The organism is Streptomyces sp. NBC_01515, assembly GCF_045040345.1.
Lineage (GTDB): Bacteria > Actinomycetota > Actinomycetes > Streptomycetales > Streptomycetaceae > Streptomyces.
The window spans coordinates 4410883-4427156 of sequence record NZ_CP109416.1 but is presented as its reverse complement, the minus strand read 5'-3'; the positions used below and the strand labels follow the sequence as shown (position 1 = coordinate 4427156).

Annotated in this window: 15 protein-coding genes; 5 read left to right on the top strand and 10 right to left on the bottom strand. The window is 71.5% G+C overall.

From position 1 onward, the window contains the following. Positions 1–63 precede the first annotated feature (63 nt). On the top strand, positions 64–1995 hold the full coding sequence (locus OG407_RS19615) for an AMP-dependent synthetase/ligase (protein WP_405859720.1): 1932 nt from the start codon (positions 64–66) through the stop codon (positions 1993–1995). Between the two features lie 59 nt (positions 1996–2054). Here the strand turns inward: OG407_RS19615 and OG407_RS19610 are convergent, their stop codons facing one another. Next, on the bottom strand, positions 2055–2465 hold the full coding sequence (locus tag OG407_RS19610; protein WP_365300600.1) for a rodlin: 411 nt from the start codon (positions 2463–2465) through the stop codon (positions 2055–2057). Positions 2466–2780: 315 nt separating this feature from the next. Further along, entirely contained in the window at positions 2781–3194 is a 414-nt protein-coding gene (locus OG407_RS19605) for a rodlin (RefSeq protein ID WP_019056498.1), read from the bottom strand. A gap of 191 nt (positions 3195–3385) precedes the next feature. Here OG407_RS19605 and OG407_RS19600 point away from each other — a divergent pair, with 191 nt between their 5' ends. From OG407_RS19600 to OG407_RS19590, 3 genes are all read left to right on the top strand, one after another. Beyond that, positions 3386–3802 carry a rodlin gene (locus tag OG407_RS19600; protein WP_328683252.1) on the top strand — a complete coding sequence of 139 codons (417 nt, stop codon included), beginning with the start codon at positions 3386–3388 and terminating at the stop codon, positions 3800–3802. A gap of 259 nt (positions 3803–4061) precedes the next feature. Next, positions 4062–4289: a chaplin ChpD gene (gene chpD, locus OG407_RS19595; protein ID WP_033284615.1), complete on the top strand. Its 228-nt coding sequence runs from the start codon at positions 4062–4064 to the stop codon at positions 4287–4289. 96 nt (positions 4290–4385) lie between these two features. Further along, positions 4386–5468 (top strand): chaplin family protein, encoded by a 1083-nt coding sequence (locus OG407_RS19590; protein WP_405859717.1) that lies wholly within the window; start codon positions 4386–4388, stop codon positions 5466–5468. 53 nt (positions 5469–5521) lie between these two features. Here OG407_RS19590 and OG407_RS19585 read toward each other — a convergent pair whose 3' ends face one another. Both OG407_RS19585 and OG407_RS19580 read right to left on the bottom strand, forming a co-directional pair. Further along, on the bottom strand, positions 5522–6778 hold the full coding sequence (locus tag OG407_RS19585) for an NAD(P)-binding domain-containing protein (protein WP_405859715.1): 1257 nt from the start codon (positions 6776–6778) through the stop codon (positions 5522–5524). After that, positions 6778–8088, bottom strand: coding sequence for an ATP-grasp domain-containing protein (locus OG407_RS19580; RefSeq protein ID WP_405859713.1), 1311 nt, complete (start codon positions 8086–8088; stop codon positions 6778–6780). Before OG407_RS19580 ends, OG407_RS19585 begins: the two co-directional genes overlap by 1 nt. Positions 8089–8240: 152 nt before the next feature. Here OG407_RS19580 and OG407_RS19575 point away from each other — a divergent pair, with 152 nt between their 5' ends. Then, a complete protein-coding gene (locus tag OG407_RS19575; RefSeq protein ID WP_405859711.1) occupies positions 8241–9530 on the top strand; it encodes a glycoside hydrolase family 26 protein in 1290 nt (429 codons plus the stop codon). Positions 9531–9552: 22 nt separating this feature from the next. Here OG407_RS19575 and OG407_RS19570 read toward each other — a convergent pair whose 3' ends face one another. From OG407_RS19570 to OG407_RS19545, 6 genes are read right to left on the bottom strand one after another with little or no spacing between them, the layout of a single operon-like run. Further along, the gene (locus OG407_RS19570; RefSeq protein WP_405859709.1) at positions 9553–10656 is read right to left on the bottom strand and encodes a GNAT family N-acetyltransferase; all 1104 of its coding nucleotides are present in this window, start codon (positions 10654–10656) and stop codon (positions 9553–9555) included. Beyond that, positions 10653–11285, bottom strand: a complete 633-nt coding sequence (locus OG407_RS19565) for a lipopolysaccharide biosynthesis protein (RefSeq protein WP_403588203.1) — start codon at positions 11283–11285, stop codon at positions 10653–10655. Before OG407_RS19565 ends, OG407_RS19570 begins: the two co-directional genes overlap by 4 nt. After that, positions 11282–12436 carry a glycosyltransferase gene (locus OG407_RS19560; RefSeq protein ID WP_405859707.1) on the bottom strand — a complete coding sequence of 385 codons (1155 nt, stop codon included), beginning with the start codon at positions 12434–12436 and terminating at the stop codon, positions 11282–11284. The genes OG407_RS19565 and OG407_RS19560 overlap by 4 nt, the downstream gene beginning before the upstream one ends. Then, positions 12433–13191, bottom strand: a complete 759-nt coding sequence (locus OG407_RS19555) for a polysaccharide deacetylase family protein (protein ID WP_405859705.1) — start codon at positions 13189–13191, stop codon at positions 12433–12435. Before OG407_RS19555 ends, OG407_RS19560 begins: the two co-directional genes overlap by 4 nt. Next, positions 13175–14887, bottom strand: coding sequence for a murein biosynthesis integral membrane protein MurJ (gene murJ, locus OG407_RS19550; RefSeq protein WP_405859703.1), 1713 nt, complete (start codon positions 14885–14887; stop codon positions 13175–13177). The genes OG407_RS19555 and murJ overlap by 17 nt, the downstream gene beginning before the upstream one ends. Next, positions 14884–16200, bottom strand: coding sequence for an O-antigen ligase family protein (locus tag OG407_RS19545; RefSeq protein WP_405868497.1), 1317 nt, complete (start codon positions 16198–16200; stop codon positions 14884–14886). The genes murJ and OG407_RS19545 overlap by 4 nt, the downstream gene beginning before the upstream one ends. Positions 16201–16274 lie beyond the last annotated feature (74 nt).

The window sequence follows — 16274 nt, the reverse complement described above, 5'->3', positions numbered from 1 at the left end:
CCATTGACCTTCCCCTACTTGCGAGTAGGTTGACCTCCCAGTCACCGTCGACCGGGAGTCGTCATGGGCGTACGCAAGGACCTGAAGCGGGCGCGGCAACGCACCGACCTGGCGGCCCGCACCCGGGTCGAACTCACCCGGGACGAGCGGGGCGTCGTACGGGAGGCGGGCACGCTGCCGCTCGCCGCGCGCCCGACGACCGGCAGCACCGCCGACCTCCCGTTCACCAACGCGGCGGAGGCCCCCGACACCGTGGTCCTCCGCCGCGAACAGGCCGGCACCTGGCACCCCGTCACCGCGACCGCCTTCGCCCACGAAGTCACCGCCGTGGCAAAGGGGTTGATAGCCGCAGGCCTCGAACCGGGCGGCCGGGTCGCGGTGATGTCCCGCACCCGCTACGAGTGGACGGTCCTCGACTTCGCGATCTGGGCGGCCGGCGGCCAGACCGTACCGATCTACGCCACCTCGTCGGCGGACCAAGTGGAGTGGATCGTCAGGGACTCGGGCACCCGCTTCGTCGTCACGGAGACCGCCGAGAACACCGGCACCGTCACCACCGGCACGGCCCGCCACCCCCAACCCCCGCGCGTCTGGCAGCTGGACGCCGGAGCCATGGCCGAACTCACCGCTCTGGGGGAGGAGTTGCCCGACGACGAGATCACCAAGCGCCGCGCGTCCCTCACCCCGGACACGATCGCGACGATCTGCTACACCTCCGGTACCACCGGACGCCCCAAGGGCTGCGTGCTCACCCACGCGAACCTGCACGCCGAGGCGGCCAACATGGTCGAGCTGCTGCACCCCCTCTTCACGGAGGTCACCGGCCAGGTCGCCTCGACGCTCCTGTTCCTCCCGCTGGCGCACATCATGGGCCGCACCCTCCAGATCGCCTGCCTGATGGCCCGCATCGAGACCGGCCACTGCCCGAGCATCAAGCCCGACGAACTCCGCCCGGCGCTGAAGGAGTTCAGGCCCACGTTCCTGGTCGGCGTCCCGTACCTCTTCGAGAAGATCCACGACGCCGGCCGTGCGACCGCCGAGAAGATGGGCCGCGCCGCCTCCTTCGACCGCGCCGACCGCATCGCCGTCCGCTTCGGCGAGGCCTACCTCAACAAGTTCCTCGGCACCGGCAAGGGCCCCGGCCCCGCCCTCTACGCCGCGTGGGCCCTCTACGACCTGCTGGTGTACCGCCGTATCCGCAAGGAACTCGGCGGTCGCCTGCGCTATGCGATCAGCGGCGGCTCCCCGCTCGACCGCGACCTCAACCTCTTCTTCTCCGCCGCCGGAATCATCGTCTACGAGGGCTACGGCCTCACCGAGACGACCGCCGCCGCCACCGTCGTCCCGCCCCTGCGGCCCCGCCCCGGCACGGTCGGCCTCCCGGTGCCCGGCACCACGATCCGCATCGCCGACGACGGCGAGGTGCTCATCAAGGGCGGGGTGGTCTTCGGCGCGTACTGGAACAACCCGGCGGCCACCGACGCCGTACTGCGGGACGACTGGTTCGCGACCGGGGACCTGGGCGCCCTCGACGAGGACGGGTACCTCACCATCACCGGCCGCAAGAAGGACATCCTCGTCACCAACGGCGGCAAGAACGTCTCCCCGGCCGTCCTGGAGGACCGCCTGCGCAGCCGCGCCCCGGTCGGCCAGTGCCTGGTCGTCGGCGACAACCGCCCCTACGTCGCGGCCCTGATCACCCTCGACCCCGAGGCCCTCGCCCACTGGCTCGCGGTCCGCGGACTCCCGGCCGACACCCCACTGGCCGACCTGGTCGAGGACCCACGCCTGCGCGCCGACGTCCAGAAGGCCGTCGACCATGCCAACGAGGCCGTCTCCCGCGCCGAGTCCATCCGCGCCTTCGCCCTGATCGAGGGCGAGTTCACCGAGGACAACGGCCTCCTCACCCCGTCCCTGAAACTCAAGCGGCACGTGGTGACGGCGGCGTACGCGGAGGACATCGAGGCCCTGTACGCGAAACCGAAACGGACATAGCAAGAAGCGGGCCGCCGATGTGCTCGGCGGCCCGCTTCTTGTGGTGCGTGGTGCTGAGGTCAGCTGCCCACGGCGCCGTTGCCCGACAGGACCGGGATGTTGTCCAGGATGTGCGACAGCGGCTCGTCGCCCTTGGCCTGGGTGGAGTTCTCGGTGCACTGCTGGTTCTGCGGGGCCGAGAGGATCGGCACGTCCTGCAGAACGGTGACCGGCACGAGGCCGACCAGCGAGGCGGCGTTGACCTTGGCGGGCAGGCCGACACAGGGCTTGTTCAGGCTGCCCTGAACGAGGGAGAGCTGGGGGCTCATGTCGCCCTTGGTCTCCTGGTTGCCGTACTTCTGCACGGCGCCGTTGCCCTGGGTGGTGGTGACACCGTCGTCGTTGCCGATCGCCATCGCCGGGGTGGCGACAGCGGCGGTGGCACCGGCGAGGGAGGCGGCAACAGCCGCGGTCGCCCACAGCTTCTTCATGTTCAAACCCTTTCGGAGGACGGACTCCCGTTGCGGAGCCGCGCAATGATCAACTGAGCGAAGACTGGTTTGGTTGCGGCCTTTGCCCCGTATGGAGCAATAAGTCGGCTCGCGTGTAAGCAAGTTGGCTTCCCCGCCCGGGGACGCGCTGGATGATCCGCGGCGGGTCGCTCGGCAGAGGTTGCTGTCCGCGGGGGGACCAGCGGACGGGCCGCGCGCAGCTTCCCGAACTCCTCGGCCGCCTTCCGCGCGTCCCGGCGAGGCAAGCCAACGGGCCGCCGAGCGATCGGCGGCCCGCTGTGCACGTCCGCGAGGTCAGCTGCCCGCAGCGCCGTTGCCCGACAGGACCGGGATGTTGTCCAGGATGTGCGACAGCGGCTCGTCGCCCTTCGCCTGGGTCGAGTTCTCGGTGCACTGCTGGTTCTGCGGCGCGGAGAGGATCGGCACGTCCTGCGCGACGGTGACCGGCACGAGGCCGACCAGCGAGGCCAGGTTCGCCTTGGCCGGCAGGCCGATGCAGGGCTTGTTCAGCGAGCCCTGGATGAGCGCCATCTGGGGGCTCATGTTGCCGTACGTGGCCTGGTTGCCGTAGACCTGCTCGGCGCCGTTGCCGTTCGCCGTGGTGACGCCGTTGTCGTTACCGATCGCCATCGCTGGGGCGGCGACGGCAGCCGAGGCTCCGACGACGGAAGCGGCGACAGCCGCAGCAGCCATAACCTTCTTGATCACTTGCGTGGTCCCTTCTGGAGTAACCCCGTCCACCGGAGCGACCTGAACAACTGGCGCCGGGCCGCATGGTTGCTCCGATTCACTCCAATGGCCCAGATGAATCCAACCGGGTGAAGCCACGCAACCAATCCGGCCGACCTCTGTTGATGGGGGAGCAGGAATTGTGTCTCTGCCAGGAAAGGACCGCAGAAATGCTCAAGAAGGCAATGGCTGCGACGGCTGTCGCGGCTTCCGTCGTCGGCGTCTCGGCGACGGCCGCCCCGCAGGCGCTGGCCATCGGCAACGACAACGGCGTCACCACGGTCAACGGGAACGGTGCCGAGCAGGCCTATGGCAACGCCAAGACGACCGGCGACATGAGCCCCCAGCTCTCGGTCGCCCAGGGCGCCCTGAACAAGCTGTGCCTCGGCGTGCCGGTCAAGGCCAACGCGGCCTCGATCGTGGGCGTACTGGTGCCGGTCACCGTCCTCCAGGACGTGCCGGTCCTCTCGGCCCCGCAGAACCAGCAGTGCGCCGAGAACTCCACCCAGGCCAAGGGTGACGAGCCGCTGTCGCACCTCGCGGACAACATCCCGGTGCTGTCGGGCAACGGCGCGATCGGCAGCTGACCGTCCGTCAATAAAGCGGCCGGGGCGGCCCGTACGGAAATCTCCGTGGGGGCCGCCCCGGTCGTTTCGCATAGCCGTCCGCTTCCTGACTTCCCTTGAAGAGAAGCGTTTCTGCATCCGTGCGGCCATCGCGTCAATTCGGTGCGGACGATCGAGTGAATTGTCAGGTGACACGCGTTCTTGAGTTTCTTCCTGCGTCTATCCCTCGTTTTACAGGCTGCAGGTCATGGTGGGCATGACCGCAGAGAAGGGAACGTTCATGAAGAAGAGCGCTGCTGTTGTCGCTGGTGCGATCATGGCTCTCGGTATGGCCGCCCCGGCCTTCGCCGACGCGGGTGCCGAGGGTGCGGCCGTCGGTTCGCCGGGTGTCCTCTCGGGCAACGTGGTCCAGGTTCCCGTGCACATCCCCGTCAACGTGTGCGGCAACTCGATCGACGTGATCGGCCTGCTGAACCCGGCGTTCGGCAACACGTGCGTCAACGACTGACGACGTAACGCACCAGCCGTTCCGGCTGTGTCATGGCCGGCCTTGGACAGGTTTCCAAGGCCGGCTTTTCCCACTTCAAGCAGGAAGACAACGAGATTGCGACAGACCCTGGGTAAGGGAATGGTCGCGGCGGCCGCCGCGACGAGCATTCTGTCCCTGTGCGGCAGCCCCGCCCTGGCCGATTCGTACACCGGCGGCGCTGCCAAGGATTCGCCGGGCGTCCTGTCCGGCAACAGCCTCCAGGTCCCGGTCGACGTACCGGTCAACGCCTGTGGCAACACCGCCGACGGGGTGTCCGGGCTCAACCCGACGTTCGGCAACGGATGCGCCGGCGCCAAGGGCGAGCACCGGCACGGTGGTGAGCACGTCGGCCACGACCGGTGGACCGAGCCGTCGTACGGGGACTCCGACGACGACTCGGGCGATGACTACGGCTACGGCTCGGGTTATGGCCGCGGTCACTACTACGGCCAGGGCTACGGTCACGGTCACGGTCACGGCTACGGAGACGACTCCGGGTACGGCTCCGGCGATCACTCCGGCTACGGCTCCGGCGATTCGGGCTACGGCTCCGGTGACTCGGGCCACGGCACTCCGGACGACTGCGAGGAGACGCCTCCGCCTCCGACCGGCGGCCACCACCACACGCCGCCCCCGACGGGTGGGCACCACCACACGCCGCCCCCGACGGGTGGGCACCACCACACGCCGCCCCCGACGGGTGGGCACCACCACACGCCGCCGCCTTCGGGTGGGCACCACCACACCCCGCCGCCTTCGGGTGGGCACCACCACACCCCGCCGCCTCCGACCGGCGGACACCACACCCCGCCCCCTCCTACGGGTGGGCACCACACGCCGCCTCCCCCCACGGGCGGGCACCACACGCCGCCCCCTCCCACGGGCGGACACCACACCCCGCCTCCGACCGGTGGGCATCACACCCCGCCGCCCACGGGTGGGCACCACACGCCGCCGCCTCCCACCGGCGGGCACCACACGCCGCCTCCCACCGGCGGGCACCACACGCCGCCGCCCAGCGGTGGGGAGCACACCCCGCCGCCCGTTCTGGCGCACACCGGCAGTGAGGCCATGCTGGCCACGTCCGGTGCCAGTGCCGCGTTGATCGCGGGTGGCATGATCCTCTACCGACGAGGCCGAGCCGCGTCCCGTAGGTAATACGCACGGGGTGCCGGACGTCACCGCCCGGCACACCTGCGTCGCCCTCGCCGTCAGCGCCGTACGAAGGCCGGCGTGCTCCGTCGTCCCGGTGCCGGGATCATGCCGCCGCGCGGCTCCGAGCGCAGCCGGCGTTCGACTCCCCGCACCAGCGCGCCCGCCGTGTACGTGGCGCCGTGCACGAAGCGCATCGCCGGGCCGAAGCCCGAGGCCGTCACCAGGCCCGCCATGAAGAGGCCGGGGTGCGAGGACTCGAAGTCCCGGCCGATTTCCGGGGAGCCGTCGGCGACCGCGGTCAGGGAACCCCTCAACTCGCTGGAGAGCAGCCCGAGTCGGTTGGCCGTCGCCTTGAACCCCGTTGCCGCGATGACGTGTTCGGTGTCCAGGATCCGTGTACCGCCCGCCCGGCTCACCGTCTCCAGGCGGACCCCGCCCGGCACCATGTCGGCCGCCGCGACTTCGTGGCCGAGCAGCACCTCCACCGCCGGTTCGACCCGGTCCCGCACCCACCAAGCACCCGCCGGGCCAAGGGCGTTGGCCGCGATCCCGGCCCGGGTCGACTCCGGGAGGCGGCGGAAGAGGTCGGGGCGCTCCGAGTAGAACCAGTTGCGCCAGCCCGGGCCCAGGCCGCTGTGCGGGGAGCGGGCCGACTGCCACCACGGGCGCTCCCAGGCCGGCGGCACGTCGTTCCAGGAGAGTTCGTCGGCGCGTGCCAACACCCTTACCCGAGTGCCCTGTTCGGCGAGCAGGGCCGCCGTCTCCAGTGCCGCCTGGCCGCCGCCGATCACCGTGACGTCCTTGCCGCGGAAGTCGTCCAGCGTGCTGTGATGGCTGCTGTGCGAGACGAGGGTCCGGCCCAACCCCCGTAGCGCGGACGGGATTTCGACGAACGGCATGACGCCCACCGCGAGCGCGACGGTCCGGGCGTGCAGCACCGTGCCGTCGTCGGTCACCGCCTCGAAGCCGCCCGGCACCGGCGCGATCCGCTCCACCGTCCGCTCGTCGACCTCCGGGACGGCGTTGCGCGCGAACCACAGGCCGTACGAGGCGAACATCTCGACCGGGATCGGCTCCCCGTGCCGGGCCTCCACGCCCTGGCCCGCGCAGTACACGTCGAGCGGCCAACGGCCCTCAGGGTCCGACAGGTTGGAGGCCCAGGGCTCCGACTTGAGGAACATGCCCCGGGGCATGTGGTCGCGCCAGGACGCCATCGGCCGGCCGAAGACGCGCAGGTTCAGCCCCGCGGCCGCGGCGTGGGACGCGATGGACAGGCCGTACGGGCCGGCGCCCACCACCAGCAGGTCGTACATCAGCAGCTGCTCGCTTTCTCGTCATCGCTCAACTCGGTCAACTTGCTCAACTCGGCCGGCTCGACGGGCCCGTTGGGGTGACTCTCGCCCGCCTGCCGGACCACCCGCACCTCCGCCGTACGCGCCGCCGGGGGCGTCCCGCCCAGCCGCTCCCGCACCTTGCGCAGCACATGCAGGCCCCACAGCCCCCACATCGCGCGGCCCGGCCCCGGGTCGTCCGGCGCGTGCCAGGCCAGCTCGCGTCCGCCGAGCACCGGGCGCAGCGCGCTGAGCGGCGCGTAGTTCTCCACCACGAACGTCCGCCCCGGCCGCGGCGACCCGTCCGGCAGCGGACGGTGGGTCAGATCCAGGTGCAGGGCGCGGACGACGTCCAGGCCCGCGGAGTCGGCGAAGAGCCGGAACTGGGCGCCGGGCCGCGGGTTGAAGTCGAGGAGGTGATAGCGGCCGGTCGAGCCGCAGCGGCGGAAGTCCAGGTCGAAGATGCCCCGGTAGCCGAGCGAGGCGGTGAGCCGCTCGGCCAGCGCCCGCACCTGCGGGTTGGGCGTCCAGCGGCCCACCGCCGTCAGCCCCGCGCCGCGCGGCCAGGCCCGCTGCTTGCGACCGGACCCGCCGCCGCGTACGGCGCCGGACCGGTCGGCGTACCCGTGGAAGAACCAGTCGCGGTCGGGCCCGGACGGGAGGAACGCCTGCAACAGCAGTTGACTGCCCGCCTCGTCGGCGCGCAGGAACAGCTCGCGCGCCTCCTGCGCGCTGTGCACCACCACCGTGCTGCGCAGCCCGGTCCCGGCCGGCACCAGCCAGGGCCGGCTCCACTTCGCGACCACCGGCAGCCCCAGCTGCCAGGCGGCGCTCGCGGCCTGCGCCGGGCTCTCCGGGATCAGCGTCACCGGGTGCGGGATGTCCGCGCCCGCGCACACGGCGGCCAGTTCGGCCTTGTCCGCGACCCGTTCGGACAGCGCGCCGGGCTGCTGCGGCAGCAGATAGGAGGGCGCGAGTTCATCGCCGAGGCGGCCGACCGCGACGGCGCTCGCGTCGTCCATCGGGATCAGTACGGCGGGACGCGCGATCCGCGCCGCGACCCGGCGGAGCGTGCCGGCGATCTCGCCGGGAGACGCGCCGGGCGCCGGCGGGGGATGCATCTGGCAGACAAAGCGGGAGCTGCGTACGGGACTTCCGGCGGAATCGGCGACCACATGCACCTCCACTCCCGCCCGGCCCAGCGAACGCACGGCACCCAGCGTTCCGTGGTGAAAGGGATTCCGGTCGATCCGCAACAGAACTGCGGGGACACGGATGTCGAGCAGCGACACGGACTGTTTCCTTCGGTCGGTTCACCCGTGCGGGCGATAGAGGAACTCGGAAGCCGTAACGGCGGTGGCGTAATTCATATTCATATGACTGAGTGTCAGTAGAAGGAAAAGCAAAGTCGGAACGGAGTACGAGAGTGGAGAGAGGAGCAGGCATGGCCCCACAGCAGCGACGGTCCCGAACCGCCCGGCTGGCCTTCGTCGCGGCCACGGTCGCCGCGTCGGCGGCTTTCGCGTCGGGTCCCGGGTTCGCGGCGGGGGTGACGCGGGTCACCGATCCGCCTGCTCCCGCGACCACCCCGGCCGTCGTGGAACCCACCAAGACCCCGGAGCCGAAGCAGACCCCCGAGCCCAAGCAGGCCCCCGCGTTCGGGGCCTTCCTCGACTCCGGGGCCCGGGGTGTGGCCCGGATGGCGGCGCTCAGCAGCTGGCTGGGCGGTGCCGAACTGCGCGTCGGCCACACCTACCTGCCCGGCAATCACTGGAGCGACATCGAGGGCGCCCCCGGTCTCCTCGACGTGTGGGCGGACTGGCGTACCGAGAAGTCCGACCGGATGCTCGTCCTCAACGTGCCGATGCAGGAGCACAACGAGGACGGCGTGTCCGACTGGCAGGTGCGGCAGCTGCTCCAGCAGGGCGCGGCCGGTCAGTTCGATCAGCACTTCAAGGCCCTCGCCGAGCGGCTGGTCGACCTGAAGGTGCCGGACACGGTGATCGTGCTCGGCTGGGAGATGAACGGCACCACGTACACCTCTCGTTGCGGGCCGGATCCGGAGGCCTGGAAGAAGTACTGGAACAGGATCGTCACCACGATGCGTTCGGTGCCGGGCCAGAAATTCCGGTTCGACTTCGATCCGACCCGTGGCCGGGACGCCGTTCCCTGGACGCAGTGCTATCCGGGGGACGACACGGTCGACATCGTCGGAATGGATTCGTACGACCAGCCTTCCGGGCTGACGTTCGACGAACAGGTGAAAGAGCCCTACGGACTCCAGGCACATGTGGACTTCGCCAAATCCCACGGCAAGCCCATTTCCTATCCTGAATGGGGACTCTTCCGTAACGGCGACAACGCGGAGTACATGAAGCGCATGCTCGCCTGGATGGACGAGCACAAGCCGCTGTACAACACGGTGACCGACTACTGCCCGCACGGTGTGTGGCAGTGCTCCGAGAACCCGAAGTCGTCCCAGGTCTACCGCTCGGTCCTGTTCGGCCGCACCGAGGACCCGACCACGACCCCGACCGCGCCTACGACACCCGTGACGCCCACGGCGCCCACGACCCCGGTCACCCCGGAGCCGGCCAAGCCGACCGCACCCACCGCACCGCCCACCCCGGCGCACCCGGCCAACTGCTCGCCGGTCGAGCTGGGCGACTGGGTGGAGTACTGGCTCGGCGGGAAGCTGTGCGTGAAGTTCGACTGGTGGCAGCGCGACCGCTGAACCGGAGGTGGCGGCGGGCCGTTCACGGTCCGTCGCCACCGCGTTCCTTCCACTTCCGCACCAGCACCTTGCCCCGCCGGCGCGCGGCGACATCGCAGACGACCGCCCCCATCAGCGGCGCCGTACGCCGCCGGGCCAGCAACAGCCGCTGGTTGAGGACCGGTTCGGGCCGCCAGTGATGCTTGTACGGCTCGTCCCCGCGCAGCAGGCTCAGCGTGCGCGGCTCCTCGGCGCCGGTGTGCTCGGCGCACGCGTCGAGCAGCATCACCGCCACATCCGCCTTCCGCTCCCGCAGCCGCGGATGCGCGCCGTAGAGATAACCGCCCGCGAGCCGCCGCGACAACAGCGTCAGGTCTACGGCGACCACGTCCTCGTCGAGCCGGAACTCGGTGACGACGGCGTCCCCGGAGCGCACCATCGGCCCGACCGAGCGCACCAGGTGCTCGCAGAACCGGGTCTGCAGATGTTCGGACGTCACCTTCCGTCCCTGCCACTGGAGTTCGTGCAGTTCCAGCAGCCGCCGTAGCGCCGAGTCCACCCCGTCCGGCTGTACGACGTGACGCTCGACGCCGAGCGCGGTCAGCTTGCGGAGCTTGGCGCGGACGCGCTGGGCCTTGGAGGAGGGGAGACGGGCGACCAGTTCGTCCATCGGTACGGCGGGCAGCTCCAGGCACAGCGAGTCGTGGACGCGGCGGCGGGGGCCGCGCCAGCGGTCGTAGACGCGCTCGACCGCGCCGCCGGGGCGCACCTCGCGGAAGTCGATCAGCGCGGTGCGGGCGGCGGACGCGAGGCCCTCGGTGAGCGCGGCGACGGCCGGGTCGCCGTGGTCGTCGTCCAGCAGGACGTCGCCGTAGTCGGAGATCGCGCCGCCGAGCGGGACCAGCGAGGGCACCGGGCTGCGTACGAGCATCAGGGGTGCGGCGGCGACGAGTTCGCGGCCGTCGCGGACAACGAGCAGGCGCAGACGGCCCGTTCGGCCGTACGACAGCCACCAGGAGTGCAGCCAGGCGTGCGACTGGAACGGGGTCGCCGCGCCGCACTTCTGGTACAACCGGCCCCAGGCCGGGGCCAGTTCGGCGAACTCCTGGGCGTCGGTGACGAGTTCGGTCGAGTACACCGGTGTCACAGCACGTCGGCCGCGGTGGCCGGGCTGGGCACGGAGGCGGGACGGCCGGTCTCCTCGGTGGTCCGGCGCGGCCGGACGAGCAGCAGCAGGCCGCCGAGGAGACCGCCCGCGCTCGCGCCGACCAGGCCGGTCACCGCGGCCGAGGCCGAGGTGGGCGCGGCGGGCTTGATGGCGCGGGCGAAGGTCTGGAGTTCGACGTGGGTCGCGGCCTTCGCGTCGTTCGCGTGCACGGTCAGCGAGCGGGACACGGCGTTGGCCATGTCGGCGGCGAGGTCGGCGCGCGAGGAGGTGGCCGTGACGGCGACCATCGGAGCGTCCGGCGAGGTCGCCGTCTGCACGCTCGACTGGAGCGTCTTCACCGGCACCCCCGCCCACACCTGCGCGTCCCCGAGCACCGCGAGCTGCGTGGCGACCCGGCCGTAGGCCTGCGCGAAACCGAGCGCGGTCGAGGAGTCGGCCTTGTCGGTGGGGACGGCGATGACGTAGCTGGTGGCCGTGTACGTCGGGGTCTTGACGACGCCGTAAGCGCCGCCGAGCAGGCCGCCGGTCACGGCGCCGGCCGCGAGGAGGGACCAGGCCGGGAGGGCTTTCGCGCGGCTGAGGGGGAGGTGCTGTCGGATCTCGGTCATGAGGAACTGGCTCCCTGGGGTGCGGAGGACGGCGACGAGGTGGAGACCGCGGCCGCGTACACGTCCATGAGTTGGGCGGCGCTGCGGGTGATGCAGTAGTGGTGGGCGGCGTCCGGTGCGGTGCGCGGACGCGGGCCCCGCGCGCGGGCCGCCGCCAGCGCGCGGGCGAAGACCTCGGGGCCGCCCTGCACCCGCCGGGCGCCGGACGCGGCCTGCGGGGGGAGGTCCTCGATGGCGGGACAGGAGGCGTAGAGCACGGGCAGCCCGGACGCCAGACCCTCTACGACCGCCAGACCGAAGGCCTCCTCGGGGGACGGTGACGCGAGCAGGTCCATCGCGGCGGTGAGGGAGGGCAGGTCGGGGCCCGGTGAGCCGTCGGGTGTGTAGGGGCGTTCGCCGGTGAACAGCACCCGGTCGGCGACCCCGTAGTCGTGGGCCGTACGGCGCAGGAGGTTCTCCTCGGTGCCGCCGCCTACCAGCAACAGCCAGTAGTCGTCCGGGAGTTGGGCCAGGGCGCGGACCAGGACGTCGAAGCGTTTCCCGGCGGCGAGGCGGCCGATGCCGCCGACGACGTACGCGCCCTCGGGCAGGCCGAGCCGCTGTCGGGTGCGCAGGCGCTGCGCCGGGTCGAAGCGGAAGCGGGCCAGGTCGATGCCGTTCGGGACCACTTCGATGCGCGGGCCCGGCACGCCCCAGCGCTTCAGGCGTTCGGCGACCGTGGGGGAGACGGCGACCGTGGAGCGGCCCAGGCGCTCGCTGGCGAGGTACAGGGCGCGGACCCCGGTGCTGAGGTCCCGGCCCTCCATCTGCGAGTCGCCCAGGGAGTGTTCGGTGGCGACGACCGCCTTCACGCCCGCGATCCGGGCGGCGAGCCGGCCGTAGACGCAGGCGCGGTAGAGGTGGGTGTGGACGAGGTCGTAGCGGCCGGTGCGGATGATTCCGACCAGACGGGGGAGGGCGGCGAGGTCGCGGTTGCCGGTCATGCCGAGGTGGAGGACGCGTACCCCGTCGGCGGTCAGGCCGTCGGCGACCGCGCCCGGGTTGGTGAGCGTCACGACGTCGCAGTCGACCGGCAAGTGCCGGATCAGCAGCCGCAGTTGCTGCTCGGCGCCGCCGACGCCGAGCCCGGTGATGATGTGCAGGGCCCTCATGCGAGCCCCTCCACCGGACGCCGGCGCAGGCGGTGCAGCCGGTACTTGAGGAAGAGGCGTACGGCGGTGTCGTTCTGGCCGATGTGGACGCGGGGGAGGGCGTGCGGGCCGTTGAGGTCGCCGGGGTCGATGGCGCAGGCGTAGGCGTAACCGGCCTCGCGGACGGCGTCCATGGCGCGGGCGTCGATCGTGCCGTAGGGGTAACAGAAGCCGTCGACGGGGGAGTTGACCAACTCCTTTAGCCGGGAACGGCTTTCGGCGACCTCGGCGCGCAGGGTGGCGTCGTCCGCCTTGGTCAGGTCGACGTGGGTCAGGCCGTGGGAGCCGATCTCCACGCCCTCGGCGGCCGCTCGGCGGATGCCGTCGGCGGTGAGGAGGGGTTTGCGCGGGCCCTGTGGGTCCCAGGCGTTGTCGCCGCCGAGCCTGCCGGGGAGGACGAAGAGGGTGGCGCCGCAGTCCCGACGGGCCAGCAGGGGAAGGGCGTTGGTGACGAAGTCGGCGTAGCCGTCGTCGAAGGTGAGACCGACCAGGCCGTGGCCCTCGCCCCGGGCGCGGGCGGCCAGCAGGTCGGCCATGGACACGCCCCGCAGACCACGTCGGCGCAGCCAACTCAGCTGCTGCTCAAGGCGGTCGGGGGTGACCGTGATGCGATAGGGGTCGTCGGAGCAGTCGCCCACGGAGTGGTACATCGCCACCCACGGGACCGGGCCCGTGACGCGTCTGCCGGTGGTCGGGGAATCAACGGGAGCGGCCATGGATGAGCCTTCGTGTGATCGAGCGTACGGATTCCAGTGCGGGTGCGAAGCCCTGGGCGCCCAGGGCCCAGCCGAGCAGGACGAAGACGACGGTGACGGTCGTGCAGCCGACGGTGAGACCGAGCAGCGGCGAGGGCAGCGCGTGGGCGACGAACGCCCCCGCGATCGTCGCGACCACGGCCGCGCGCACCGGCCGGCTCAGCTCGATCAGGACCTGCCGGGTGCGGAGCGGGACACTGCGCGGGCCCGACCCGTAGAGCAGGAGCAGGGCGGTGAAGGTGATGCCGGTGGCGTTGGCGACGGCGATACCGATGACGCCCCAGGGGCCGACCGTCCAGACGCCGATCCAGGTGGTCACGACGATGCCGGCGGCCATCGCGCCGACCGGGTACCAGGTGGGGCGGCCCGCCGAGAAGTAGGAGCGGACCAGGACGCCGACCAGGGTCTGGCCGAGCAGCCCGAAGGCGTACACGCGCATCACGCCCGCCGTGGCGGCGGTGTCGTGGACGGTGAACGCGCCGCGCTGGAAGAGGAGTTGGATGATCTGCGGGGCGCAGGCGATCACCACGGCGGCGCCGAGCAGCACCAGACAGGCGGCGAGGGCGAGGTCGCGCTCCACGCGGTCGCGGGCCTTCTCCGTGTCGCCCTCGGCCAGTGCCCGCGCGACCACCGGGAAGGTGACCGTGCACAGCATCAGCGAGAGCACCATCGGCATCTGGGCGACCTTCTGCGCGTAGTTCAGATGCGAGATGGCGCCGGCGGGGAGGTGCGAGGCGAGGAAGCGCTCGATGAGGACCTGGGACTGGCGGCACAGCGCGAAGAGCAGCACGGTGGCCATCAGGGCGAGGTTCATCGGGCGGGCCTCGGCGGGGCCCGCGTCCGGGGTGGTGGGCTTGTGGCTCGTCAACTGCCGCCACAGCGCGGGGAGTTGGGTCAGCACCATCAGGACGCCGCCGCCGGCCACGCCGAGGGCCGCCGAGCGGACGCCCCAGTGGGCGCCGAAGGCGTACATCCCGGCGATGATGCCGATGTTGTACGCCACGTAGATCGCCGCCGGGGCTACGAAGCGGCGGTGGGCGCGGAGGGCCGCGCTGCAGTAGCCGGCGAGGCCGAAGCTGAGGACGCAGGTGGCGGTGAGGCGGGTGCAGCTGATGGCCAGGGCGGGGTTCGGCAGGCCGGGGGCCAGGGCTTCGACCAGGTAGGGGGCTGTGCCGATGAGCAGGGCCGATACCGCGATGAAGGCCAGGGTCAGGCGGGGGAGGGTGGTGGCGACCAGGGAGCGGACCGGGTCGCCGGGGGCGCCTTGGGCTCTGCGGGCCAGGGCCATGCTGAAGGCCGGGATCAGGGCGAAGGCGAGGCCGTCCTCGATCAGGAGGGTGGCGGCGAATTCCGGGATCGTCCAGGCGATGAGGAAGGCGTCTGTTTCGCTGCCGGCGCCGAAGAGGCGGGCCAGGGCCTGGTCTCTGGCGAGGCCCAGGAGGGAGCCGGTGAGGGAGAGGACGGCGGTGATCAGGGCGGCTTTGGCCAGAAAGCCGCGGGATTCTGGGGCCGGGGTGTCTTCGGAGGTGCGGGCTGGGGGCAGCAGGGGGGGCGTGTCGGTTGTTGTTTGGGTGCCGCGCCGTTGGGGCTGGGCGCGCAGTTCCCCGCGCCCCTTTAGGGGGTTGGTGCTGGGCTGTGTTGGAGGCTTTACCGTCATTGGGGCACGGCCTCTGGGTGGGCCACCTGCACCGGAGCTGCCGCCGTAGGCCGCTTCTCCTCGTTCGCTCCCACCAGTGACCACCACGCCACCAAGCCGAAGACCACCGCCGTCAGGACCGTTGACGGGCCGCCGATGTCCGCGTACATGAAGTCGATCAGTTGCCAGATGAGGAGACCGGTGGAGACCAACGCGCAGTCCAGACCCGGGAGTTTGGTGCGGTGGACCCGGATCAGGCCCCGCAGCGCGCAGACCAGAAGGGCCAGCCAGCTGCCTGCCAGGGTGAGGAGGCCGAGGAGGCCCTGTTCGCTGAGGACCAGGAGGTACATGTTGTGGGGGGAGAGGAGAGGTTGTTTGAGGAAGGCGGCGCCTGCGCCCTCCGTGTCGCTGCCTGAGGACAATGCCAACGAGGCGTTGCCGTCCCGGTGTTCGGGGAAGCCCTTTAAGCCGACGCCGGTCAGCGGGTGTTCGCGCCACATCGCCGTCGCCGCCGCCCACATCGTGTAGCGGTCGATCACCGACTGGTCGGGGGCGTCGGTGACTTGGGTGATGCTGTCGATGCGCTCCTGGAGCATCGCCGTACCGACGCCGAAGCCGCCGACGAGGACCACGCCCGCCGCTGCTACCGCCGCGACCACCTTCAGGGCGCGGCGCAGGCCGGCCAGGGCCAGTTGGATCGCGCAGGTCGCCGCCGTCGCGATCCACGCGCCTCGGCTGAAGGAGAGGGCCAGGGGGATCAGCAGGGCGAAGGCGCAGGCGGCGGCAACTGCCTTCTGCCGTGCGTCATTTCGGCCCAGGGCCAGGGCCAGCGCGCAGATCAGGCCGAAGGAGACGACCGTCGCCATGCCCATCACGTCGGTCGGGCCGAAGGTGCCCACCGCGCGGATGTCCTCGCCCTGGTACGAGGCGCCGGTCGCGGTGACGTACTGCTTGACGCCGATCGCCCCCTGCCACAGCGCGAGGGACACGAACGACCAGGCCAGGAGGCGGAAGTCGCGGCGGTCGCGGATCAGGAGGACGACTGCCGCGGGGACCAGTACGAAGATCTGGAGGTAGCGGCCCAGGCCGCTCAGGCCCGCGCCCGGTGTGGACGCGCCCATCGCGGCGATCGACAGGCCCAGGACCGGAAGTCCCATGACCGCTACGGCAGTTGGGGTCAGGGGGCGGCTGCGGTCGCGGAGGAGCCGGATGCCGCAGTACAGCACGACGAGGCCGGAGACCGCGTCGGCTGGGCCGGCGCCGCCCTCGCCCGGGGTGAGCGGCAGGCCGAGCAGGGCGATCACGGCGATGACCGGGAGGACGGGGGCGAACATGCGGACGCGGCGCGGCACGGTTCAGCTCCCCGTCGGACGTACGGGCGGGACAGGGGCGTTCATGCGGACTCGGT

Bases quoted from the DNA above. Each gene is read 5' to 3' on its own strand.
- OG407_RS19615 (WP_405859720.1), top strand. From the start codon at position 64: ATGGGCGTACGCAAGGACCTGAAGCGGGCGCGGCAACGCACCGACCTG.
- OG407_RS19610 (WP_365300600.1), bottom strand. From the start codon at position 2,465: ATGAAGAAGCTGTGGGCGACCGCGGCTGTTGCCGCCTCCCTCGCCGGT.
- OG407_RS19600 (WP_328683252.1), top strand. From the start codon at position 3,386: ATGCTCAAGAAGGCAATGGCTGCGACGGCTGTCGCGGCTTCCGTCGTC.
- chpD (WP_033284615.1), top strand. From the start codon at position 4,062: ATGAAGAAGAGCGCTGCTGTTGTCGCTGGTGCGATCATGGCTCTCGGT.
- OG407_RS19585 (WP_405859715.1), bottom strand. From the start codon at position 6,778: ATGTACGACCTGCTGGTGGTGGGCGCCGGCCCGTACGGCCTGTCCATC.
- OG407_RS19575 (WP_405859711.1), top strand. From the start codon at position 8,241: ATGGCCCCACAGCAGCGACGGTCCCGAACCGCCCGGCTGGCCTTCGTC.
- OG407_RS19565 (WP_403588203.1), bottom strand. From the start codon at position 11,285: ATGACCGAGATCCGACAGCACCTCCCCCTCAGCCGCGCGAAAGCCCTC.
- OG407_RS19560 (WP_405859707.1), bottom strand. From the start codon at position 12,436: ATGAGGGCCCTGCACATCATCACCGGGCTCGGCGTCGGCGGCGCCGAG.
- OG407_RS19555 (WP_405859705.1), bottom strand. From the start codon at position 13,191: ATGGCCGCTCCCGTTGATTCCCCGACCACCGGCAGACGCGTCACGGGC.
- murJ (WP_405859703.1), bottom strand. From the start codon at position 14,887: ATGACGGTAAAGCCTCCAACACAGCCCAGCACCAACCCCCTAAAGGGG.
- OG407_RS19545 (WP_405868497.1), bottom strand. From the start codon at position 16,200: ATGTTCGCCCCCGTCCTCCCGGTCATCGCCGTGATCGCCCTGCTCGGC.